Origin of the sequence: Aequorivita flava (assembly GCF_038742595.1) — a bacterium.
GTDB lineage: Bacteria > Bacteroidota > Bacteroidia > Flavobacteriales > Flavobacteriaceae > Aequorivita > Aequorivita marisscotiae.
In genome coordinates this window covers 105,753-129,695 of the sequence record NZ_JBANCF010000009.1, presented here as the reverse complement: position 1 = coordinate 129,695, position 23,943 = coordinate 105,753, and the positions used below count along the sequence as shown (strand labels likewise).

General features: G+C 33.6%; 22 protein-coding genes and 1 pseudogene. 17 read left to right on the top strand and 6 right to left on the bottom strand.

Features of this window, described 5'->3' with window-relative positions; genetic code table 11:
- Window positions 1–14: 14 nt before the first annotated feature.
- The 16 genes from VZD24_RS11465 to VZD24_RS11390 all read left to right on the top strand — a co-directional run bounded on the left by VZD24_RS11465 (window position 15) and on the right by VZD24_RS11390 (window position 17,213).
- A complete protein-coding gene (locus tag VZD24_RS11465; RefSeq protein ID WP_342687678.1) occupies window positions 15–1,385 on the top strand; it encodes a lipopolysaccharide biosynthesis protein in 1,371 nt (456 codons plus the stop codon).
- Complete coding sequence (locus VZD24_RS11460; protein WP_342687677.1) at window positions 1,378–2,688, top strand: glycosyltransferase; 1,311 nt, start codon at window positions 1,378–1,380, stop codon at window positions 2,686–2,688. The genes VZD24_RS11465 and VZD24_RS11460 overlap by 8 nt, the downstream gene beginning before the upstream one ends.
- Before the next feature lie 618 nt (window positions 2,689–3,306).
- The gene (locus tag VZD24_RS11455) at window positions 3,307–4,497 is read left to right on the top strand and encodes a glycosyltransferase (RefSeq protein WP_342687676.1); all 1,191 of its coding nucleotides are present in this window, start codon (window positions 3,307–3,309) and stop codon (window positions 4,495–4,497) included.
- A complete protein-coding gene (locus VZD24_RS11450) occupies window positions 4,494–5,561 on the top strand; it encodes a glycosyltransferase (protein ID WP_342687675.1) in 1,068 nt (355 codons plus the stop codon). Before VZD24_RS11455 ends, VZD24_RS11450 begins: the two co-directional genes overlap by 4 nt.
- A complete protein-coding gene (locus VZD24_RS11445; RefSeq protein WP_342687674.1) occupies window positions 5,554–6,855 on the top strand; it encodes an O-antigen ligase family protein in 1,302 nt (433 codons plus the stop codon). The genes VZD24_RS11450 and VZD24_RS11445 overlap by 8 nt, the downstream gene beginning before the upstream one ends.
- 23 nt (window positions 6,856–6,878) lie before the next feature.
- Window positions 6,879–8,003 carry a glycosyltransferase gene (locus VZD24_RS11440; RefSeq protein ID WP_342687673.1) on the top strand — a complete coding sequence of 375 codons (1,125 nt, stop codon included), beginning with the start codon at window positions 6,879–6,881 and terminating at the stop codon, window positions 8,001–8,003.
- On the top strand, window positions 7,993–9,003 hold the full coding sequence (locus tag VZD24_RS11435; RefSeq protein ID WP_342687672.1) for a polysaccharide biosynthesis protein: 1,011 nt from the start codon (window positions 7,993–7,995) through the stop codon (window positions 9,001–9,003). Before VZD24_RS11440 ends, VZD24_RS11435 begins: the two co-directional genes overlap by 11 nt.
- Window positions 9,004–9,114: 111 nt before the next feature.
- Window positions 9,115–9,534 carry a cupin domain-containing protein gene (locus tag VZD24_RS11430; protein WP_342687671.1) on the top strand — a complete coding sequence of 140 codons (420 nt, stop codon included), beginning with the start codon at window positions 9,115–9,117 and terminating at the stop codon, window positions 9,532–9,534.
- 144 nt (window positions 9,535–9,678) lie between these two features.
- Window positions 9,679–10,797, top strand: coding sequence for a polysaccharide biosynthesis C-terminal domain-containing protein (locus VZD24_RS11425; RefSeq protein WP_342687670.1), 1,119 nt, complete (start codon window positions 9,679–9,681; stop codon window positions 10,795–10,797).
- A gap of 92 nt (window positions 10,798–10,889) precedes the next feature.
- Window positions 10,890–11,258 carry a GxxExxY protein gene (locus VZD24_RS11420; RefSeq protein WP_342687669.1) on the top strand — a complete coding sequence of 123 codons (369 nt, stop codon included), beginning with the start codon at window positions 10,890–10,892 and terminating at the stop codon, window positions 11,256–11,258.
- 117 nt (window positions 11,259–11,375) lie between these two features.
- Window positions 11,376–12,515 carry a non-hydrolyzing UDP-N-acetylglucosamine 2-epimerase gene (gene wecB, locus VZD24_RS11415; protein WP_342687668.1) on the top strand — a complete coding sequence of 380 codons (1,140 nt, stop codon included), beginning with the start codon at window positions 11,376–11,378 and terminating at the stop codon, window positions 12,513–12,515.
- A 10-nt stretch (window positions 12,516–12,525) separates the two neighbouring features.
- Window positions 12,526–13,725, top strand: a complete 1,200-nt coding sequence (locus VZD24_RS11410; RefSeq protein WP_342687667.1) for a glycosyltransferase family 4 protein — start codon at window positions 12,526–12,528, stop codon at window positions 13,723–13,725.
- Window positions 13,718–14,332, top strand: a complete 615-nt coding sequence (locus VZD24_RS11405) for a sugar transferase (protein ID WP_342687666.1) — start codon at window positions 13,718–13,720, stop codon at window positions 14,330–14,332. The genes VZD24_RS11410 and VZD24_RS11405 overlap by 8 nt, the downstream gene beginning before the upstream one ends.
- On the top strand, window positions 14,333–15,316 hold the full coding sequence (locus tag VZD24_RS11400) for a sulfotransferase (RefSeq protein ID WP_342687665.1): 984 nt from the start codon (window positions 14,333–14,335) through the stop codon (window positions 15,314–15,316).
- A gap of 11 nt (window positions 15,317–15,327) precedes the next feature.
- Window positions 15,328–16,362 carry a GNAT family N-acetyltransferase gene (locus VZD24_RS11395; protein ID WP_342687664.1) on the top strand — a complete coding sequence of 345 codons (1,035 nt, stop codon included), beginning with the start codon at window positions 15,328–15,330 and terminating at the stop codon, window positions 16,360–16,362.
- 263 nt (window positions 16,363–16,625) lie between these two features.
- Window positions 16,626–17,213 carry a sugar transferase gene (locus VZD24_RS11390; protein ID WP_342687695.1) on the top strand — a complete coding sequence of 196 codons (588 nt, stop codon included), beginning with the start codon at window positions 16,626–16,628 and terminating at the stop codon, window positions 17,211–17,213.
- Between the two features lie 665 nt (window positions 17,214–17,878).
- Here the strand turns inward: VZD24_RS11390 and VZD24_RS11385 are convergent.
- The 3 genes from VZD24_RS11385 to VZD24_RS11375 form a co-directional block, all read right to left on the bottom strand.
- Complete coding sequence (locus VZD24_RS11385) at window positions 17,879–18,283, bottom strand: HipA N-terminal domain-containing protein (protein WP_342687663.1); 405 nt, start codon at window positions 18,281–18,283, stop codon at window positions 17,879–17,881.
- A 5-nt stretch (window positions 18,284–18,288) separates the two neighbouring features.
- A complete protein-coding gene (locus VZD24_RS11380; RefSeq protein WP_279448153.1) occupies window positions 18,289–19,284 on the bottom strand; it encodes a HipA domain-containing protein in 996 nt (331 codons plus the stop codon).
- Between the two features lie 324 nt (window positions 19,285–19,608).
- Entirely contained in the window at window positions 19,609–19,875 is a 267-nt protein-coding gene (locus VZD24_RS11375) for a hypothetical protein (protein WP_342687696.1), read from the bottom strand.
- Between the two features lie 14 nt (window positions 19,876–19,889).
- Here VZD24_RS11375 and VZD24_RS11370 point away from each other — a divergent pair.
- A pseudogene (locus VZD24_RS11370) lies at window positions 19,890–20,108 on the top strand (acetyltransferase); the annotation flags it as partial.
- A gap of 1,380 nt (window positions 20,109–21,488) precedes the next feature.
- On the opposite strand, the gene VZD24_RS11365 reads toward VZD24_RS11370, so the two are convergent.
- The 3 genes from VZD24_RS11365 to VZD24_RS11355 form a co-directional block, all read right to left on the bottom strand.
- A complete protein-coding gene (locus tag VZD24_RS11365) occupies window positions 21,489–21,767 on the bottom strand; it encodes a hypothetical protein (protein ID WP_342687662.1) in 279 nt (92 codons plus the stop codon).
- A gap of 980 nt (window positions 21,768–22,747) precedes the next feature.
- Window positions 22,748–23,158 carry a DUF5675 family protein gene (locus tag VZD24_RS11360; protein ID WP_279448149.1) on the bottom strand — a complete coding sequence of 137 codons (411 nt, stop codon included), beginning with the start codon at window positions 23,156–23,158 and terminating at the stop codon, window positions 22,748–22,750.
- Window positions 23,159–23,176: 18 nt separating this feature from the next.
- The gene (locus tag VZD24_RS11355) at window positions 23,177–23,932 is read right to left on the bottom strand and encodes a hypothetical protein (protein ID WP_342687661.1); all 756 of its coding nucleotides are present in this window, start codon (window positions 23,930–23,932) and stop codon (window positions 23,177–23,179) included.
- Window positions 23,933–23,943: the final 11 nt, after the last annotated feature.

Genomic DNA, 23,943 nt, shown 5'->3' with positions numbered 1-23,943 from the left:
TATAAATTATAATCTTGAATAATATTAAAAGGTTCTTAAGAGATTTTACGGGTTTTGGAATAGATGATAAGCGACTAAATTTAGCTAAAAAAAATATATTAGGATCATTTATAATTAAAGGTTTGAATATAGGTATTAGTCTACTTCTAATTCCCTTAATAATTAATTATTTAGAGCCTACTAGATATGGTATTTGGATAACATTAAGTTCGATTGTTGGATGGTTCGGTTTCTTTGATATAGGCTTAGGAAATGGTCTGCGAAATCGACTGGCTCAGGCATTTGCTAAAGATGATCAAGATTTAGCTCGTATTTATATAAGTACTACATATGCTATTTTGACAATAATCATTATTGGAGTTTTAGTATTATTCTATATAATAAATCCATTTTTAAATTGGAATAATATATTAAATGCAGCAGAAGATATAATAGCACCTAATGAATTAAGCTTACTTGCATCCTTTGTATTTACGTTCTTTAGTGTACAATTTGTTTTGAAGCTGATAAATACAATTTTGATGGCGGATCAAATGCCTGCAAAAGCTTCTTTATTTGATTTTATGGGGAAAGTAATATCTCTTATTTTTATTTTTATTTTAATTAAAACCACCGAAGGCTCTTTGTTATCTTTAGGGATTGCAATCAGTTTTTCCCCATTAATAGTGCTAATTTTATCAAGTATATGGTTTTTTAACAGGAAGTATAAGCATATAAAACCAGGTTTGAATTTTGTAAAATTTGATAAGGCCAAAGATTTATTTAATTTAGGCACTAAATTCTTCATTATACAAATTGCTGTAATTTTTTTATATCAAACTAATAATATCATCATTACGCAACTGTTTGGCCCTGAGCAGGTTACCTCCTATAACGTTTCGTTTCAGTACTTTAGTGTCCTATTGATGGTTTCCTCTATATTAATATCCCCTTTTTGGAGTGCATTCACAGAGGCTTGGGTAAAGAATGATATTGAATGGATAAAAAACGTTATGAAAAAACTATATATAATATGGTTTTTTTTACTTATAACGGGTATTTTAATGTTAATATTTAGTAAACACATTTACAATATTTGGATCGGAGATAAGGTGTTAATACCATATTTAATGTCAGCATTGGTTGGAATATGGATCCTAATGATCACTTGGAATAGTATATTTAGCCAATTTCTAAATGGTATAGGTAAACTAAAGATTCAATTGTATCTGGGTATTAGTAGTGCAATAATAAATATACCGCTAGCGATTTTTTTGGGCATGAAAATAGGCATTTTTGGTGTTTTGCTTGCTAATATTATAGTGGGTTTAGCAGGGACTATAATATATCCAATTCAATATAAAAAGATAATAAATAATCACGCAAAGGGAATTTGGAATGATTAAAAAAGGGAATATAGTTATATTGACAGCCTCACATCCATATAAAGCAGCTGGACTTGTGGCTTTTGACTTAATGCATAGTTTAGAAATGGCGAATTATAACGTGCAAATTATAACCAATGCAAGACTCGAGAAAAATTATGAACAAACGTTCTCCTTAAGAGGAGTATCCCGTATGATTTTTACTCATAGAATATTGAAGAGTTTAAGAATTAGATTTAATAGACTATTCAAAATCACAAGATTTAAAACGGACCCAAATTACCATATGAATGGCCTGAATCCAATGAAAGGGATTATGCTATCAAAAAAAATCGCAAAGAATTTACCGTCAAAGGTAGATGCTTTTATTTATCTTTTCCCTCAAAATTTCTTAGATACTACTGGACTAAATTATTTAAATAAAATAACTAAGGCACCTATTTTTTGGTACATGATGGATATGGCACCTATGACCGGTGGATGCCATTATGCATGGAATTGTTTGGGTTATACAGCTAAATGCGGTATGTGTCCTGGAATTTATTCAAATGATAAGTCAGATATTACCAATCAATTATGGCAAGAAAAAAAGAAATATATAGAATCAGCGAATATTATTCCAATTGCAGCATCACAGGGGCAATATAATCAGTTAAAAAGCAGTAGTTTATTTACAGATAAGAATAAGTACAAGGTCCTTATACCAATTGATTCAAATATATTTAAGCCGAATAATAAACATGATGCTAGAAATAAAATAGGATTACCTCTAGATAAAAAAATTATCTTTTTTGGGGCGGCCTCAATCAATGAGAGTAGAAAAGGTTTAAAAGAATTGATTGAATCATTGAAGTTGCTTAAATCTGAAATGATTTTAGAAGATTCCACAGTATTCGTAGCTGTTGCTGGGAACAGAAATCAGCAGCTAGAAAATGAAATCCCTTTTGCTCATAAATTTCTAGGTTATCTTAACTATAAGCAACTTGCAACCGCCTATCAAGCGGCAGATCTTTTTGCTTGTCCTTCTATTGAGGACTCTGGACCAATGATGATTAATCAATCAATAATGTGTGGAACACCGGTAGTTTCATTTAATATAGGTGTTTCTCTAGATTTGGTTATAAATTATAAAACTGGCTTTAAGGTTGCAAATGGAGATACATTAGAATTTGCCAAAGCGTTGAATCTAATTTTAACTTTACCAACAAATGAATTAGAAAATATGAGTTTTTATTGTAGAAATTTGGGTTTGGAAAAAACTTCTATGGAAAGTATTTGTAAGCTCTGGAAACGAATTTTGGAATATGAAATATCTAATCAGTAATGAAAATGGAATATTATTATTTTGTTTTTTAAATTTTCTGAAATTCTGAAGTGAGAGTTGCTCCTATCTAAGGTTCCGTTGCCTAAAGTTATATAATTACGAATAATATAGAGAAAGAATAAGGAGGAAGTTATTTTAAGGTAATTGATAAAAAAACACGTATTTTCAAAAAAAAGAATTGTCCTTTAGACCAAGGGTACATTCAATCTTTTGGAACGGTGGATAGTAATTTTTTGGTTGGTTTGATTATTAATTTGAAATTAAAAATAGCTAGTGCCTACTGGATTCTTATTTGTAATAACACAGAGAATTTTAAATGGCCTTTTTTTAGTATCTGGACTGTTAAAGTTGTGAAATCTTGGTTAAAAGTTTAGCCTTGATACAAAACACTATACTGGATTATTGGAATAGAGAATAGAGGAATAAATAAATAATCGATTCTACACACGTTAAAAAACAAACAGGAAAATAGGAGCACGCCTAAAATAACTTTAATTATTGTAAGTATGTTAATTTTTATTTTGAGCGATTTTTTAAGTAAAAACATAATGGGAGAAAATGCGGATTTATATTAGCAGTTAAATTATTTTTTAAAAATTCACCAGAAGTTAAATAGAAATGGGAAAAACTAAACTTTTGTTTTGTGGGAATGCGTTGCCTATGGAGATCGTAAAAACCATGAATCTGTCAGTCGCTGGAAAAAAATACGAAATTGAATTACTGAATGCAATGAACATGAAATTGGGTAGTTCATTGGAAATCGTTTCATTAGCTTTTATTAATAATTTTGAGCAAACAAAAGAGAAAAATTTATATTTGTTTAAGGACAAAAAATTTCACTATATACCCAGCACTCATTATCCAGTTATACGAGATTTTTTGAAAAATATTAATTTCTTTATTTATCTTCTTAAATGGTGTAGAGATAATTCAACTTATCAACAAAATATAATCCTGCTTAACTCTAGTCTAGGTAAATGTTTATGCCTAATGCTAATAAAAATAATTTATAAAACACAAATCTTTAGTTTAACTATTGACACACCTTTCCCAAATATCAAATCCAATAATCTCATTTATAAAGCATATCTATATATCATCTTCAAAGTTGGTCATAAATTATTGAAATATTTTGATGGAATTATTGTCTTGAATTGTAATGTAATCTCAGCTTTGAATCTTAAAATTCCTTTCATAATCTCGAGAGTAGGTTATAAAAAAGAGCAGAGTGATAAAACATTAATTTATAAGAAACAATTTAATAAAATAAAAGTAAAAAAAATATTTTTTGCTGGAACTTTAATAAAATATAATGGAATAGTTGAAATTATTGAGGGCTTTTTACTATTAAATAACATGAATTATGAATTACACCTATACGGCTATGGGGATTTAGAAAGTTATGTAAAAGAGATAGCTAAGAAAAATGAAAAAATTTTTTTTCATGGAATGGTTGATAATGACCTATTATTTGATTATATGCAAGGTGCAGATTTGCTTATCAACGCAAGGAAAACTGACAACTTAGCAAATGATTTTGGTTTCCCCTCAAAACTTATTGAGTATATGCTCTCTGGAAACCCTGTTTTAACAACTCATTTTAAATCTTTACCTTATGAATATTTAGATTTTTTACATATTATAGAAACTGAAGATGCTTTAGGAATTAAACTTGGGATTGAGAAGGTTTTTAATACCGATCCTAACATACTGAATAGTATGTCAACAAAAGGAGTTGATTTCATTAAAGAAAATAATAATTGGAATTGTATTACTTCAGAAATTTTAGAATTTATTAAAACAGTATGAAATTAATATTTTGGCAAAATATAGTTAGTCCCCACCAATCTTTTTTGATACGAGAACTTGCCGAACGCCATGAAGTTATTCTAGCCGTTTTAAAGGAAGTATCCATCGAACGAGTTAAACAAGGATGGAGTAGACCTGATACGGGAAGAGCGGAAGTAATCGTTTTAGAAAATCAGCAAATAGCTAATAAAATAAAAGAAAATAATACTGACGCAATAAATATTTTTTCTGGAATCGCAAATTATAAGATAATTGATAAAGTTTTTAGAGAAACAAACAACGACGATTTTAATGTCGTTATCGTGGAAGCAGGTTCTATTATAGGATGGCAAAGGCATTTTAGAAAATTGATTTATAGAATCAAAGCCTTTATATACAGAGATAAAATTGATGTAATTTTAGCTATGGGTAATTTGGGAGCAGAGTGGTATAGTTCTGTGGGATTTTCCAAAGAAAAAATTCATAGATTCCAGTATTTTACTGAGCTGCCTAAAATAGAAGAACTAAATATTTCAAAACTCGAATGTGTTTCCCCAGTTTTTTTATTTATTGGACAGTTAATAGATAGAAAAAATATAATACAATTAGTAAAAGCAATGAATGGATTGAAGAGTTATGAATGGAGACTTAATATTATTGGTGATGGGCCACAAAGGACGAGATTAAAAGATCTTATAACTGCATTAGGATTAGAAAATCGGATTACTTTATATGGAAACATGGATAATACTGATGCAATGAATTTTTTAGTTAACTCAGATTATCTAGTATTACCTAGTAAATTTGATGGATGGGGAGCGGTAATAAATGAAGCGCTTTCTAGAGGGGTTAAAGTCATAACAAATGAAAATTGTGGAGCAAGTTGTATTGTTAAAGAGATTCAGTGGGGAATTGTATATAGAACGAATAACTTAAATGATTTACAAAAGGCATTGTTAAATGAAGTAATAAACTTTAAAAGACCTTCAATGAATGAGAAGATTTGTAAATCAAAAGAATTCGAGGTGAATTATACCCTGAATAGAGTTAATGAATTTGAAAAACTCTTGTTAGATAATGTTTGAATCAGTAACAAACTATTTTAAATGGTTATTAGTTATACTTACATTGTTATATGTTCCTTATGGAATACTCTTGACATTGATAGTTTTCCTTTTTCTTTATTTTAGAGGAAATTTATCTAATTTAGATTTACTCTTATTGTATTTTCTCATATTTTTTGTTCAAAACGTAAATGGAGGGGATGGAACGAGTGATCTCGGCTCCCTAAGATATTCTTTGATATTTGTCAGTTTTTTAAAGAGTAATAATGGTTTTTCATTCCGTAGTCTTTTTTCAAAAGCTATTTACTTTCCACTGTTGTTTCTATTTCTATTATTACATTCTCTCTTTTTTTCATACGATCCATTTAATAGCTTAGTCGAATTATCTTCATTTACGTTGATGATTTTTTTCACATATAAAAGCTCTTATTTTGGGAGTATTCCTGAAAGAAATGTAATAGTGAATAATATTGAAGCGATGTTTATTGCCATTATAATATGTTCAGCCTTCTCTATTTTTCAACCAGCTATTTCTTATCTAAAAAACGGAGTGGGCTTTCAAGGCATATCTTTGCATCCTAATGCTTTTGGCATTGTCTTAGCGCCTTTTACTGGTTTCCTATTAATAAAATTGTTTAATAAATTTTCCAAAAAGGATTTTGTATTTTTTATTTTTAGTTTTGTCTTCACCTACTTATCACTCTCTAGAACCTCGTTATTATCTATTTTTTTAGGTTTAGCAGTAATAGTAATGATTAATTCGAAGTTAAGAAGATTAATTACGAAGAAGATATTAGTACTCTTTTCATTGGGCAGTATTTTGCTTTTATTCTATTATAGTAAAATCAATAGTTTTATTTTTCGTTTTTTAAACAAATCAAATGCTGAAACTATTCAAGATAGCTTTATTGCCTCGAGAGGAAGCTTGGTCGAGAATCAAATTGATAATATAATTATTCATCCTTTTTTTGGAATTGGTTTTAAAATGCCTTCTGATTTGATTCCATTAAATAATCCACTAACTATAGGTAAAGCCTATGAAAAAGGAAATCTATTTCTGGCATCTATTGAAGAACTGGGGGTTATCGGCGCAATTATCTTATTGTTAACCATAATTTCGCTTTTGAAAATAGAAAAGCAAAAAAACAGCCCCTTTCTTATTATAACATTGATTGCATTATTTACTAATTTTGGAGAAGCAACATTGTTTTCTGTGGGGGGTATTGGAGTTTTAATATGGACTTTTGTTTTCTTGTGTATGCACAACGGTATCCTTGAAGACAAACTTATTAGGGTAAATAAAAAAGTAAACTAATTTAAACTTTAAACTGAAACATAATGAAGGTGTTTTTTCCCCTTGGCGCTTTTTACCCTTCCCAAATTGGAGGGCCCTGTAATACACTCTACTGGCATTGTTCAGCTTTAAAAAATAATAATGTCCAAACCACGGTAGTAACAACAACTTTCGGTATCCAGGATAAAATTAGTCCAGGTGAATGGCTAGAATTAGAATGTGGAAAGGTATTTTACGGAACTGATGGAATTTCTTCTTTAAAGACAAGAAAGAGATTGTCAAAAGAAATTATGAAAGGTGACGTTTTACATTTAAATAGTTTGTTTAGTCCCTTTTCAATATATAGTTTTTTTTATAGGTCATTCTTTCAACCTGAAAAAAAAATAATTTGGTCTGTGAGAGGCGAATTAAATGAAAACGCCTTGAAGTTTAGTAGTTGGAAGAAGAAACCACTTTTATTTTTATATAAATTATTGAATAAAAATATAACATACCACAGTACCTCGCGTCAAGAAACTAAAGGAATTCGAAAAATGTTTCCTAAAAATAAGATCGTTGAGATTCCAAACCTAATAGCCCCCTCAACAAGGCTTGCGATACCAAATACTAAGAATCTACTATATGTTGGAAGAATCCACCCTATAAAGAGCTTACATAAGCTTATTAAGGGATTAGCGATAAGTGAGGTTTTTATGAAGAATGATTCAAAATTTCTAATTGTTGGGAAACAAGAGGAAAGACATAACAGTTATAAAAACGAACTAGTGTCTTTGGTTAATAAACTAAATTTGCAGAATAAAGTTGTTTTTAAAGGTCATCTGGAAGGTGATCAGAAGGAGAAGGTATATGCGGAATCATATGCATTAATTTTGGCGAGTGAGACTGAAAATTTTGGGAATGTGGTTGTGGAAGCTTTAAATCAGGGAACTCCAGTAATTGCCTCCCAGGGAACTCCTTGGCAAATTCTTGAAGAATATAACGCAGGTTTTCACGTCTCAAATGATCCAGAAACGCTAGCAAAAGCTCTTGATTCTTTATTGCTAATAGAGCCAGATAAGTACCAACAAATGCGTATAAATAGTTGTAAACTAGTAGATGAAAATTTTAAAGTTGATTCACAAATCTATAAATGGATCGACGTCTATAAATCCTTATTAAATGAAAATTAAAAATAAAACCCTCCTTATTACTGGAGGCACAGGCTCATTCGGAAACGCAGTATTAAACCGTTTCTTAAACACTGATCATTTTAAAGAAATCCGCATCTTTAGTCGCGATGAAAAGAAACAAGACGATATGCGTACTGCCTTAAAAAATAATAAGCTTAAATTCTACATTGGGGATGTACGCAATTACGATAGTGTTGAACGTGCAATGCGTGGGGTGGACTATGTATTCCATGCTGCTGCTTTAAAGCAAGTACCTTCCTGTGAGTTTTTCCCGATAGAAGCCACTCGCACAAATGTGTTCGGAACACAAAATGTTATAGATGCGGCAGATGTTAATAAAGTACAAAAGGTAATTTGCCTTAGTACAGATAAAGCTGCCTATCCTATTAATGCAATGGGAATATCAAAAGCACTTATGGAGAAAGTTGCGGTAGCCGCTTCCCGTAACCTGAACAAGACAACTGTTTGTCTTACGCGTTATGGGAATGTAATGGCTTCAAGAGGCTCAGTAATACCCTTATTCTTGCAACAAATAAAAGATGGGAATCCAATTACTATTACAGATCCTAATATGACACGATTTTTAATGTCATTAGAAGAAGCGGTTGAATTGGTGCTATTTGCTTTTGAGAAAGGAAATGCAGGTGATTTATTTGTCAATAAAGCTCCTGCGGGTACAATTGGAGATTTAGCACAAGCCTTAAAAGAACTTTGTAAAACTGACAATGAAATAAAGATAATCGGTACTAGACATGGCGAAAAGCTCTATGAAACGCTTTGTACCAGAGAGGAAATGATAAAAGCAGAAGATATGGGAGGTTTTTATAGAATCCCGGCGGATAATAGAGATCTTAATTATGCGCAATATTTTTCTGAGGGTGAAGCTGCAATTTCAGAGATTGAAGATTATAACTCTCATAATACCGAGCAACAGGATGTTGAGGGCATGAAGAAGTTGTTGAAAGGGCTGCCTATTGTGCAGGAGATGATGAAATCGTAAATGAAGGACTCGTTATGATTTCTCGTCGATTTTTTTGAAATTTGTTTTCAAATTTAGCGAAATAGAATCAGCAAAAATCTGCGTCAATCTGCGAGAAATAAAAAAACATCAATGGAAGTACCATACATAATTAAAGGTGGACAACACACCGATGAGCGTGGACAGCTTTGTTATAATAATGATTTTGATCTTTCGGAGGTAAAACGCATTTACACCATTGAAAACTGGAGTACTGAAACGATTAGAGGTTGGCAAGGGCATAAAATTGAAAGACGTTGGTTTTCGGTGGTTAGTGGTTCGTTTAAAATTGAATTGATTGCTATAGATAAGTGGGAAAACCCAGCTAAGGATTGTAAATTGTTTTCTTTTGAATTGTTAGCTGATAAACTGGATGTACTCTGTGTATCTAAAGGGTATGTAAGTAAGATTCAAGCCTTGGAACGGAATTCTAAATTATTGGTGATGGCAGATTATTTGATTGGGGAGGTGAAGGATGAATACAGATTTGAGATTGATTATTTTAATGAATAGGCTTGTATGGAATGGGTTCTCGCAGATTAGCGCAGATTGGTTCGCAGATTTGCGCGGATAAAAAATATTGAATCTGCTAAAATCTGCGGTTTTTAAATCTGCGTCGATCTGCGAGAAACAATAATAGATAATTAAGAATAAAATATGTTACGAATAGGAATAACCGGGCAACACGGGTTTGTTGGCACACATTTATACAACAACTTAGGGTTGCATGCTGAGGAATTTGAAAGAATTGAATTTCAAAAAGAGTACTTTAAGAATGAAAAGGAATTAGATACTTTTGTTTCAAAATGTGATGTGATAGTGCACCTTGCTGCCATGAATCGCCACAACGATCCAGAAGTTATTTATAAAACGAATGTAGAGCTTGTAGAAAATCTAATAGCGTCCTTAAAGCGTACAGAATGCAAAGCACATATAATTATGTCTTCCTCATCTCAAGAAGAACGAGATAATCTATACGGTAAATCTAAAAAAGAAGGTCGAGAGCAATTTGTTCAATGGGCAAAAGAAGCTCAAACCACTTTTACAGGTATGATAATTCCCAATGTCTTTGGGCCCTTTGGGCATCCATACTACAACTCGGTAGTTGCAACGTTCTCGCATCAAATTGCAAATGGAGAAAGTCCAGAAATTCAGGTTGATGGAGATTTAAAGCTTATCTATGTGGGTGAGTTGGTAGCAGAAATATTAAAAATAATTCGAGAGAAGAAGAATGAAGCTGTACATACAGTTGCCCATACTTCTGAGGCCAAAGTATCTGAATTATTGAGTTTGCTACAAAACTACAAATCGCAATATCAAGACAGAGGAGAAATTCCTACAATAAACAACACTTTTGAATTAAACCTATTCAACACCTATCGTTGTTATATGGATGTTGCCAACTACTTTCCAATAAAGTTTAAACAGCATACAGACCCCAGAGGTTCTTTCGTGGAAATTATTCGTTTAGGAGTAGGGGGGCAGGTGTCATTTTCTACTACGGTGCCAGGAATAACAAGAGGAAACCATTACCACACCCGTAAAATAGAACGCTTTGCGGTAATTAAGGGTAAGGCCTTAATTCAGTTGCGAAAAATAGGAACCGACGAGGTGTTAGATTTTTATTTAGACGGAGAAGAACCAGCCTACGTAGACATGCCAATTTGGTATACCCATAACATAAAAAACATTGGTGACGATATATTATACACCAATTTTTGGATAAATGAGTTTTATGATGAAAATGATGCCGATACTTATTTTGAAGAAGTGTAGTGGAACACTGATTTTGCTGATTTAGCGGATAAGCACAGATTTTATTATAAATTTGCGTCTATAATAGTTAATCATAGAAATATTGATATAATATGCTGTTACATGAAGATATATCTGATAAGATAATCAAGGCATTCTATAAAGTCTATAATTCATTAGGTTATGGGTTTTTGGAAAGAGTGTATGAAAATGCAATGATGATAGAGCTCCGCAAAATGGGTCTAAATGTTCAGAAACAAATGCCTATTAACGTGTTTTATGAAAAGCAACAAGTTGGTAAGTATTTTGCAGATTTAGTGGTAGAAGAAAGAATAATTATTGAACTTAAAGCTGCTGAAAATCTCTGTGAAGAGCATGAGTTTCAACTAATAAACTATTTAAAAGCGACAGAGATAGAAATTGGACTGTTATTGAATTTTGGAAAGAAACCTCAGTTCAAAAGAAAAATATATACTAATTAATTAAAATCCGTGAGAATCCGTTAAATCCGTGTATTCCGCGTTCCAAAAAAAAGTATTTATAAATTAAAAAAATCCGTGAGAATCCGTTAAGTCAGTGTATTCCGCGTTCCATCCAGAATGAAGAAATTAAAAGTAATGACAGTAGTCGGCACCCGCCCTGAGATTATAAGATTATCAAGAGTGATAGCAGCCTTAGATGCTTCCGAAGCAATCGAACACGTTCTAGTACACACAGGACAAAACTATGATTATGAACTTAATGACGTATTTTTTGAAGACCTAGGCCTCCGCAAACCAGACCACTTTCTAAATGCCGCAGGCTCAAACGCTACTACTACCGCTGGACAGATATTAATAAATATTGATCCTGTTTTAGAAAAAGTAAATCCAGATGCATTTTTGGTATTAGGTGATACTAATTCTTGTTTATGCGCTATCGCTGCGAAAAAACGCCGTATTCCTATTTTCCATATGGAGGCAGGAAATAGATGTTTTGATCAAAGAGTTCCAGAAGAAACCAATAGAAAGATAGTTGATCACGTGAGCGATATAAACTTAACCTATAGCGATATCGCAAGGGAATATTTATTACGAGAAGGTTTGCCGGCAGATAGAATAATAAAAACTGGTTCCCCCATGTTTGAAGTTTTAAATCATTATTTACCTGAAATTGAAGCTTCAGAAGTGCTATCCAAATTAAATTTGGAAAAGCATAAATATTTTGTAGTATCTGCACATAGGGAAGAAAATATTAGTTCAGAAAAAAACTTTAAAGGCTTGATTGATAGTTTGAACACTATTGCAGAACAATATAATTATCCAGTTATTGTTTCTACCCATCCACGTACTAGAAATATGATAGAGAAAAAAAAGATAGAGACGCATAAAAACATTCAGTTTTTAAAGCCCTTAGGCTTTCACGACTATAATGCATTACAAAAGAATTCCTATGCTGTATTGTCAGATTCAGGTACAATCAGCGAAGAGTCTTCAATACTCAACTTTAGAGCCTTAAATATCCGCGATGCACATGAACGTCCTGAAGCTATGGAGGAGGCGTCTGTGATGATGGTAGGCTTAAATACCGAACGCATTCTTCAAGGTTTGGTCCAAGTGCAAACACAAAAATTAGATCCTGAAAGAAATTTTAGGAGAGTTACAGATTATAGTATGCCTAATGTTTCTGAAAAAGTTGTAAGGATTATAATGTCTTATACAGATTATATTAAACGAACAGTTTGGCAGGAAAATAAATAAGAAAGCCAATATGAACGTACTATTTCTTACAATGGTGAATATTACCACTTTAAAAAAGAGGGGCATTTATGAGGACCTTTTAAATCATTTTATTGAAAAGGATCATAATGTCTATATAGTTGCACCGGTTGAAAGGCGTCATAAAAAGAAAACTTCTTTTTTTAAGGAAGGCAAAGCAAACATATTAAATGTTCAAACTCTAAACCTTACCAAAACCAATATAGTTGAAAAAGGTTTGGGGCAAGTTTTTGTTGAAAGACAATTTCTTTCTGCTATCAAAAAAAACATTAAGAATATAACTTTCGATTTGGTGCTGTATTCTACACCTCCAATCACTTTTTCTAAAGTTATCGACTTTATAAAAAAGCGTGATAATGCCTATGCTTATTTATTATTAAAAGATATTTTCCCTCAAAATGCCGTTGATATGGGGATGATGAAAAAAGGAGGGGCACTGCACAAGTATTTTGAAAAGAAAGAAAAAATACTTTATAATGTATCTGATACTATTGGATGTATGTCGGAGGCTAATAAACAATTTATTCTTGAACATAATCCAGATATTCTAAGTGAAAAGGTAGAAGTAAACCCGAATACGATTAAACCAGTATTTATAAACTTTAATCAAAAAGAAAAAGAGCAGATTAAAAACAAATACAACATACCTTTAGATAAAAAAATATTTGTATATGGAGGAAACATAGGCATTCCTCAAGGGGTTGAGTTTTTAATTGAAACGATATTTAATCTTAAAGAACCTCTCGCGCATATTTTAGTCGTAGGCAATGGTACAAAATTTAAAAAATTACAAAATTGGTTTGATTTACATAAGCCCTCAAATGCTACTCTACTTCCTGGATTACCTAGAAACGAATATGATGTCATACTTGCTGCGTGCGATGTAGGAATGATATTTTTGCATAAGGATTTTACCATTCCAAATTTCCCCTCGCGATTATTAGCTTATTTGGAAATGAAAAAACCTGTATTGGCAGCTACTGACGTTAATACGGATATAGGAGAAGTAATTGAAACAGCCGAATGTGGTTACTGGGTAAAGGCTGGAGATAATTTGAATATGCAAAATAAAATCACCCAACTATGTAAAGATGACCTTGAGGCAATGGGCATGAATGGATTTAATCTATTGAAAAATAATTATCTGATTAAAAGAACATATCAACTTATAAAAGACAAAGTAAATGTATAAATACTTTTTCAAATACATTTTTGATATGTTGTTGGTTATAATAGGGTTAGTAGTTGTATCTCCAGGTTTAATTATTGTCAGCATTCTCATAAGACTAAAATTAGGAAGCCCTATTTTATTTGCACAAGAACGACCCGGTATAAATGGAAAGCCATTCTCGATGTACAAATTTCGATCAATGACCAATGAAAAAGATAAAGAAGGAAATTTGTTGCCTAACGAAGCGAGGCTCACCTCTTTTGGGCGTAAGTTACGTTCTTCAAGCCTGGACGAATTACCCAGTCTGTTAAACGTTTTAAGAGGAGAAATGAGCATTGTAGGGCCAAGACCTTTACGAATGCGGTATCTTGAATTATTTTCTCCTAAAGAATATAGAAGACATGAAGTAAGGCCAGGTATAACTGGTTATGCTCAGGTCAATGGCAGAAGTAATTTAAATTGGGACAAAAAGCTAGAGATGGATGTTTATTACGTAGATAATTTGACCATATGGATGGATATAAAAATAATCTTTAAAACCATTTTTAATGTAATTGGGAAGAAAGACACAAATCCCAACGGCGCCGATTTTGAGATTCCTTTTGATGAATACATAAAAACTAGGTAAATGAGTAGACGAGATCAAGAGCTTTCAGAAAAATATCAAAAGGATAAACGCTTCGAAAAGGTAATTACATCTTTGAACAATCTATTGAGTGTATCTCAAAATGAACTTATTGAAGAATTGGAAGAAACTTATCCTACCCTTCATATCTTAGGAGCACCTAGAAGTGGAACGACCTTAGTATCACAATTGATATCAACTTATTTACCAGTAGGTCATATAAACAATTTGATAGCGGCATTTTGGAAAGCACCAATTTATGGTATTGAACTATCAAAGAAATTAATAGGATCGAAATACACAAGTAATTTTCAATCAGATTTTGGTAGAACCACAGGAATTGATGAACCTCATGAGTTTGGTTATTTTTGGAACTACCATCTCAATTATGATGGTTTGGAGCAGAAAATCCAAAATCACGAAAAGAATATAAATTGGAAGCAATTGTCTTCATTATTAAAAAACATGACGTATAGTTATGAAAGGCCTATTGTTTTTAAATCATTTTTGGCTGGATTTCATGCTGAACAATTATATAGGCAATTAAATAAAACATGTTTTATTTATATAAAAAGAAATTTGGTAGATAATGTTCTTTCAATTTTAAAACTTAGAGAAAAGTTAAATGGTGATAAAACAATTTGGGGCTCTATTAAACCAAGACAATATGAACAGTTAAAGAGTCTATCTGTTTACGAACAAATAGTAGGACAAATTTTGTGTTTGGAACATGAATATTTAATGCAGTTGGAAAAGGTTCCAGAAAACAATAAAATTATAATCTCTTATAAGAGTATTTGTGAGAATCCAGATGATTTTCTGCAAACAATCCAAACAAGATTTTTGAATACTCAAAGTGAACGCATTCCTACACTACCTAATTTAAGTGTAAAATCCAAAAAAGTCAGCAGTGAAGTTAAAAAGGAAATATTACAAGCGAGAAATACGATATTAAAACTATTTCCAGATTTGAAAATAATAAAATAAAATAAAATAAAATGAATTTTGAAGTAATAGAATTAAACGACCCTAATTGGAATAAATTGGTTAAGTCGTGTAAAGCTTATGATTTTCATCATACATCCTGTTTTCATATGATAGAATTACAAGAAAAGCAGAAAGCAATTTTATTTACTATCTCAGGACACGAAGCGCTTATTTGTCTACCCCTAATTATTCGTCCAATTGAAGGGAGTTCGCTATATGATGCGACCTCTGTATATGGATATTCTGGCCCTATCATAACAATGGATGTCGATGATCTTTCCGAGGAGTATATAACATATTTTCAGAAGAAATTTAAACAATTCTGTAATGAGCAAAATATCATTTCAGTATTTTCAAGACTACATCCCTTGATTAATCAATCTGAATTATTTAATGAATTTGGTGAATTGGTTGATTTAAATAAAACTGTTTCCATAGATTTAACCATTCCCGTTGATGAACAGCGTCGTGCTTTTAGAAAATCGTTAAAATCTGAACTGAATCAGTTAAGACGGTTTGGCTATACTGTTGAGGAGACTATCGATAAGCATGAAATAGATAGCTTTATAAATATTTATCACTCCACAATGGATAAATTGGGGGCATCTGATAATTATTACTTCGGCAAAGAATATTTTCATTCATTTTTGAGTAACCATGATTTTAAAACTAAACTCCTAGTAGCGAAGTTTGATGGAGAAATCGTTGCAGGTGCCATTTTTACTATTGTAGGCAATATCTTGCAATATCACTTGGCAGGTACAAACCAAGAATTTGCTCATAAAGCACCAATGAAGCTAATTTTAGATGAGGCGAGATTATTAGGGACTTCATTAGGCTTAAAACACTTACATTTAGGAGGAGGTGTAGGGGGAGAGGATACGGATTCACTCTTTAGATTTAAGGCAGCTTTTTCTAAGAATTTCTATCAATTCTCTGTTTGGAAAATGATAGTAGATAAGGAGAAATATAATGAATTGGTAGAGAAGAAGGGTTTAACAAATTCAGATAGCAACTTTTTTCCCTTATATCGTCTCACTTCTTAATAATCCATTCATAATTTATTGACAAATAAGTCATTTAATACCCTATGGTTAAAATCATTTTTTTAATATCTGAATTAAAATAAAGCCCTAGGCGAATTCCCTGCGTTATAAATCGTTAATTTACGCTTCAATTGAAGTATCGCATCCATGCATTTATTAGCTAAACACTAGGCTTTTCCAGTTTATTTTAAGATCAATTAGATTGAAAATTCTAAACAATGAAATAATTATCTCGCAAATTTCTCCATATCAGAATTCAATGAATTTCAAATAAGGAGGTAATAAGAAATCCAATAAAAAGAATCTTCGACATAATATTTTCACTGATACTGCTCATTCACTTGTGTTGGTTTCTGGCATTATTAATTTTAATTGCAGCTTTCGACAAGGGCAAGGCACTCTTTCTACAAATTCGTATTGGTCAATATGGAAGGCCTTTCACCCTTTTTAAAATCCGTTCTATACATTCCTCCAACGGTACTATTTCTAACTATGGTCGTTTCCTGCGGCGCTCCAGGCTAGACGAATTGCCACAACTACTTAATATATTCCTCGGCCAAATGAGTTTCGTAGGTCCGCGTCCCGATGTGCCAGGTTATTACGATGCTCTGCAAGGCGAGTCGCGCAAAATATTAGAATTAAAGCCAGGTCTGTTTAGCAGGGCTGCTTTAAAGTATATTAATGAAGAATCGCTCTTGGCAAAACAAAAAGACCCTATGAAATACAACGATGAAATCATCTTTCCCGATAAGGTAAAAATGAATCTGGAATATTATTATAACAGATCGTTTTTTGGAGATATACAGATTATGGCTGTATGTATAAAATACACATTTCTTCGGTTTTTTTGAGCTATAAATATATGTTGGATATTTCAGAGCAAGCAGACCTCCTTTAACCTCTTTACTATCCGAAATTAGTTTTATTTGGTGCGTAAAGGATATCTAGGTTTGATTTGTGCCAGAGAAATCGGTTCAAAACGTGCCAGTTTGTTTACGACCGAAAACCCTATTACGCTCCGATTTGTGCCACTTTTTCGAGCAAGGCAAAGAAAAACAATTAGTGCTAATCTAACACTCCCCTTACAATTCTAAACACCCTTTTTCAGAGATGGCAGCAGGATATATTCCTTTCAAGCAAAGCGGAGAAAAACAATTCGTGTATTCGTGGTTTCCAATTAACGAATCAAGACTTAACCAATTCAGCAGCCCACCAATAAATAATAAAAATAAAAAATAACCAAAAAAAAGAGCCCCCAGAATCCCCAGAAGCTCTTTCTCAATAAAATTTATGGGTGCTACCGCTTATCCAGCTGTTTACCAACCCATTTCAGCAATACACTCACCACAAAACTGCTAATAGTCCCAATAGATGCTAAAATGTTAGTTAAACTTCAAAGCCAAACACTATAAAATTATTATCGCTTGTATAAATCAAGCCGAATTAATTATTGAGATGAAATAATCCTATTAGTGGCAAGTTGTATATTAGATGAATAAAAACTAAAAAATTCTCCTTAAAGGTTCAAAGTTAACTTATAAGGATTATTTACTGAAGTTATTCCAAAAAGTTCTAACAGCTTAACTTTATTATTACGATCAGAAGGATGCGATTCCAAATATTCTTGAAGTTTGGGTTGTTTGAGTGAAGGGATCCGACTTTCAAAAAATGGCCATAATTCTGATGAGATATAAACTTTGTCTTTTAAAGGAAACTCAAATAGAGGCTCAAACTCACTTTGGTCCTTAAACCATGTAGAATAAATGAAAGACCATACAGTACCATCATAGTCCAAATATCCAATAATATTTTCATTATATTTTAATTGGAATTTCGGATTCTGATTTATTTGTTCATATGTACAAGGTAAATCTTTAGCCTTGGACTGTGACTTGATATATTTTTTAAACTGCTTTAACATAGTTTCTACTTAATAATGTCTTGAAGCTTTTGAAATCTTAATTTAAGAATTTTCTCAATAATTTCACTTCTTTCCTTTGTGAAAAGTTTCATAAAATCCTTCCTAAGAATATGTAGTGTCTTCTCTAAACTTGTACTATTAGTCCATCGGACTATATGTTGCTCTTTTATAAAGTTATTCTCCCTTAGATATGTTATAAGTTGAAAATGATTACACTTTTCATTCTCTGGTATACTTATCTTGGGTACTGATTTATTAACGTATTTATTAAGTCTATTATTTTGTGTCGATTCTGCATCCCTGTGCAAAGATAGTATAAAATTTTCATCCCTGTTCCAGTATAATCCTCGTGCCGTATCGTAAATAGGAGAAAAGTATGGGGCATGAGTATTCCGAATGTGCGTCACAACTCCCCAATTATAATAATGTCTATCATTATTTCCAGTCAAGCAATCAAACAATAACATATCAACAAAGCAATCCAATATAGTTTCATTAGGAAAAACATCTTGAAGAGCTAAAATTACATCTTGAATATTGATTTCCCCCTTGAGCAATTTTTGATTGTCTAAATCATCTAACCATTTTGTATCTTTTTCAGACAAGTACCTAGACAGAATGTTTGCTCCATGAATAAGAGATTGTTCTTCACTATGAAAATGCTCACTCAAAAACCTCACATAGCCCTCTGCAAAAACTAACTTTGAATTTGCAATTTCTATGCCGAAAGATTTACCGATACTTGTCATAAAATGCTCTGTTATGCTCTCATTTGGATACCATTTATGACCTATTTTGGCAATGTATTTTGGCCAAGACTTCGAATTCTTTACTCTTCCTCTTCCGTACTCATAAAATCTTATTACATCTTTCGGCGCATCGCCGCCAACAGATTCAGTTAAAACCTTATAATATTTCTTTCGCATGGGCTTGATTACCCCGTGTGTAGGATTAGTGCCGCTTTTGTGTATCACAGATTCTCTGGTAAGTGGAGTGGACATTAAAAACAATGATTAGAAAACTTACAGTATTTTAATTGCAATATAGCTTTTTTTATAACCTAATTAAACCCCGTTCAATTTCAGAAAATCGTAACAAAATAATTTAACAGGAGTGAAATTATAATTATAAGGAATAAGTTTTTGTAACACGTTTAATGACCGTTTAACTAAATACAATACCTGTATAGGATTTCCAACAAAGGCATAGACATACATGCTAGTCTAATAATACTACGCTATATAATCAAGATTTTATTTTTTTACTATTGTACAATAGGGCAATTTTTCTGTTTTGAAAATTTTAAACTCTTCATCAGTTAAAATTTATTTAGAAAGTATTTTTAACCTCTCTGGAACATTGCCCTTACTATCATGTGCTTGATTTCTAGTATTTATATCAAATAATTCAAGTCTTAATTTAACAATATCGTTTTTAACGATTTGTTTGGGTAGTATTTCAAAATAAGAGGTCTGTTTAAGTGCTAAAGCAATTCTCGCAATCAATCTAGTATTTGCTTTTGCCGGATTTTTTGAATTCTCAATATTTCCTATATAACCTTCAGATACATCAATTTTTTGAGCAAACTCCACTTGATCTAGGTACGCTTGAAGATTTTGTACATATATCGCCTAATGCTAGCTTAGCCGGGGGAGTACACGTAGGAGAAGGCACCCATATTGGGATTGGAGCCTGTGTGATACCAGAAGTAAAAATTGGAAAATGGGCCACTGTAGGAGCAGGGGCGGTAATTTTAAAAGATGTACCTGATGGGGCGGTTGTTGTTGGCAATCCTGGGCGGATTGTTAAGTACAACAAAAACTAGCTGAATCCATCATTAATTTATTATTTTCACCTAGCCTTCAAAAGCATTTACTATGTTGAAAAAACTACTCTTATTTTTCTTATTCCTTGCATTCTGCATTTTCCCCAATTTTGCCAACGCCCCGTTACCAGCGCCAATCTCTCAAATACATCCAGTCCAAGAGGTAGTCTATATCACCAAAACCGGCACGAAGTATCACAAAGAAACCTGCCATTATCTTAAAAAGAGCAAAATAAAGACTAGCAAAACAAATGCTAAAGACGCAGGCTATACGGCTTGTAGTGTTTGTAAACCTTGATAGTTCTGCTAACACACCTTAAAAGTATTAATCAATGGTATCTGTGTGAATTTCAACTCTCGATATAATCATAAAAATTTGCATCAAATCCCCAATTAACCAATTAACAAAACACCTAAAAACCAACTACAACCGTCAACCAGCTCACAACTCATAACTACCAACCAAAGACAATCTACTATAACTAAAAAAATAACCCCAGTCCCAGAGTGAAGTCGTAGGGAGCGCAGTCAAACCGTAAAAGTCCTAATAAGCATTTCCACCCTTTAGGGCTGGGGCAAAGAAATACTTTTTTATTTTCTAATTAACCAATTAACCAATTAACCAATTAACCAATCCCGAATCCCGAATCCCGAATTAACAAATTAACCAATTAACAAATCCCAAATCCCAAATCCCAAATCCCGAATTAACAAATTAACCAATTAACAAATCCCAAATCCCAAATCCCGAATCCCGAATTAACAAATTAACCAATTAACAAATCCCAAATCCCCAATCCCGAATTAACCAATTAACAAATCCCGAATCCCAAATCCCCAATCCCGAATTAACCAATTAACAAATCCCGAATCACCAATTAACAAACTAACAACCTCTCTGTGCCCTTTGTGCCTTCTTAGAGTTCTTTGTGGTTATTTCGGTTCAATTTGTGCCACTGATTTCGGTTCAAACTGTGCCAGTTTGCCTACGACCGAAAAACCTATAACGGTTTGATTTGTGCCACTTTTTCGAGCAATGTAAAGAAAACAATTCGTGTATTCGGGGTTTCCAATTAACGAATCAAAACTTAACCAATTCAGAAACCACCAATAAATAATAATAATAAAAAATAAAAATAACCATAAAAAAGAGCCCCCAGAATCCCCAGAAGCCCTTTCTCAATAAAACAATAGGCGCTACCGCTTATCCAGCCGTTTGCTAATCCATTTCAGTAGCACAGTTACCACATAACTACTAATAGTTCCAATAATAGCCATACAAACGGTTACCATTATATCCTCTATCGGTAAATTAGGTAATATTCCAAATACCGTTCCTCCAAAAATACTTATCTTATAATTGTCCATAATTTCTCGTATTTATCGATTAACATCCAATAACGGATTCGGTCCTGGTGCTGCCATTCCATCGGGTGGGGGATAGTCATCATCATTTTTATCATTAATCACCGTCTGGCTCACTACAGAGGCCACTGTACCAGCGACAATAAGATACCCAGCAATTTTAGTCAGCACGCTCGGCAAAAAAAATGCCTCCGCCACTATGGCCCCACCTATAGCCGACAACCCAATCCCAATATTCCGCAGCCTCCTAAAAAATCGTGGCGTGGGCCGCATTATTCGTTCAAATAAATTCATAATCTAATTTTTTAAATTATACATATTTTATTTCCCTCCTTTGAAGAGCTTGTCTCGAATTTACTTCGGGAAAGGCTAGGGGGGATGTTCCTGTTTCTAGCAGCGCAGCAGTCCTGTTTCTTTCCTCAGACCGTACTTATCAACAATCCTCGATTTCAACCAATCCCCAATCCCCAATCCACCAATCCCGAATCCCAAATTAACAAATCCAAAGAACTGCCGCCCTGAGCGCAGTCGAAGGGTCAAACCCCGATCACTGAATGGAGTCGAAGTAAGCTCAGTCGTAGAATCAAAACTTAAGAAGCATTTCCACCCTTTAGGGTCGGGGCAAGAAATGCTTTCCTTCCCAACCCCAAATCACAAATCACCAATTGACGAATCCCCAATCCCCAATCACCAGATCCCGAATTAACAAATCCCGAATTAACAATTTAACGAATCCCAAATTAACAAATCACAAATCCCCAAACCCGTCCCCCTGAGCGCAGTCGAAGGGTTACTTATGACGTATGACGTGGAACTCTTAATACTAATCGTGTTAACTATCCAAAAAGCATTTCCACCCTTTAGGGCTGGGGTAAAGAAATGCTTTTCCATTTTCAAATTAACCAATTAACAAATCCCAAATTAACCAATTAACAAATCCCAAATTAACCAATTAACCAATTAACAAATTCACCAATCCACCATTCCCCCCATTTACCCACGTCCCACCCTCATTGTAAAAACAACTACCACTACTTCGTCCCCCGAAGCTTCAGCCTAGGAGAACACCGCCAACCGCCAACCGCCAACTGACAACCGCCAACCGCCAACCCACAACCGAAAACCGACAACCGAAAACCGAAAACAGACAACTGACAACCGCCAACCGCCAACTGACAACCGCCAACCGCCAACCCACAACCGAAAACCGACAACCGAAAACCGAAAACAGACAACTGACAACCGCCAACCGACAACTGACAACCGCCAACCGACTACCTACCGGATAACTCCGATATCACTGTCAACGTAATCGCTTCATGCGTTTCCCGATGCCCTTCAATCCGCATTAAGACCTTATCCAAAGCTCTTCGAGATCCAAGACCTCTGCCAATGCCTGTTAACTGCGACACAGGTGCTATACAGCCCCGAAGCTCAGTTTGAGCATTGTTTGCCGGGTGCAATAGTATGCCACTTCTCCCAGGTACGTCTATCAATCGTAAATGATGTTTAAAACGCAGAGAGAAAAATGGTCGCATCTCATAGGTGCCGTCAGGAATACAGGAAACATTCCGGGCGTTCAATCGCCAAGGCAACTCTATGCAGAAGCACAGAAACTGTTGCTTATGAAATAACGCACCGTTTGTTCCGCCTTTATAATGAATTCTATGAAGATAAAATTCCATAACGATTCCATTTAAAGCTTACAGCTGATCTACCTCAATAATCGTCAAGGCATTAAATGCTCCGTTTCTAAGCGGATACATTTCCCCATTCACTTCTTGAAAGAAGTTTACACCAACAACCTGGATTACCGGTAAGGTGCTCGCCGGGCTAATGGTGCTGCTAAGGGTAATGGGCGCTTGTAGCGTCGTATCCCAAGGAATAATTGCCGAAAAAGTATGATCTTCCTCAAAACTTTTATTGGTAAAATCCAATGCGCAAATACCTCCCACTATTTGAATATGGGTGGTACCCCTTGGAGCATCGATGGTCTCATTGGGAATAAATTCCGAAATTTCAACATCCAAGCTACCTGCAGCACGGTCAAATACCAAACTATACCCGTTAAAGAACACGGTATTTAGCTTCCCTTTCAGATTAAAGTCAAAGTCTTTCAACAAGGCCATATCTCCGTCCTGTACGGTTCGGTTCCCGCGCTTATTCAGCGGATCGGTTTTAATGATCGCCATCAACACTTTCACCAATCGCGAAGTAACGCGATTGTCACTCGCCTGTCTCAACAGCACGCGCTCTGCTTTCCGAATCAGCTGTCCACTTTTTCCGGCTCTTCCAAATTCCATCCCGTTCTCGCGTGTTCGCTTAAATACGGGATCATTCAAAATGCGGTTCTTCTCAATACCGCCTTTCTGACGGGCCATAAACCCGTCCTCAGATTTGTAAAAGGTATAATCTCCTATCGTACCTTTTAACTTTACAATTCCTTTTTGTTTTGCCATAATAACAAATT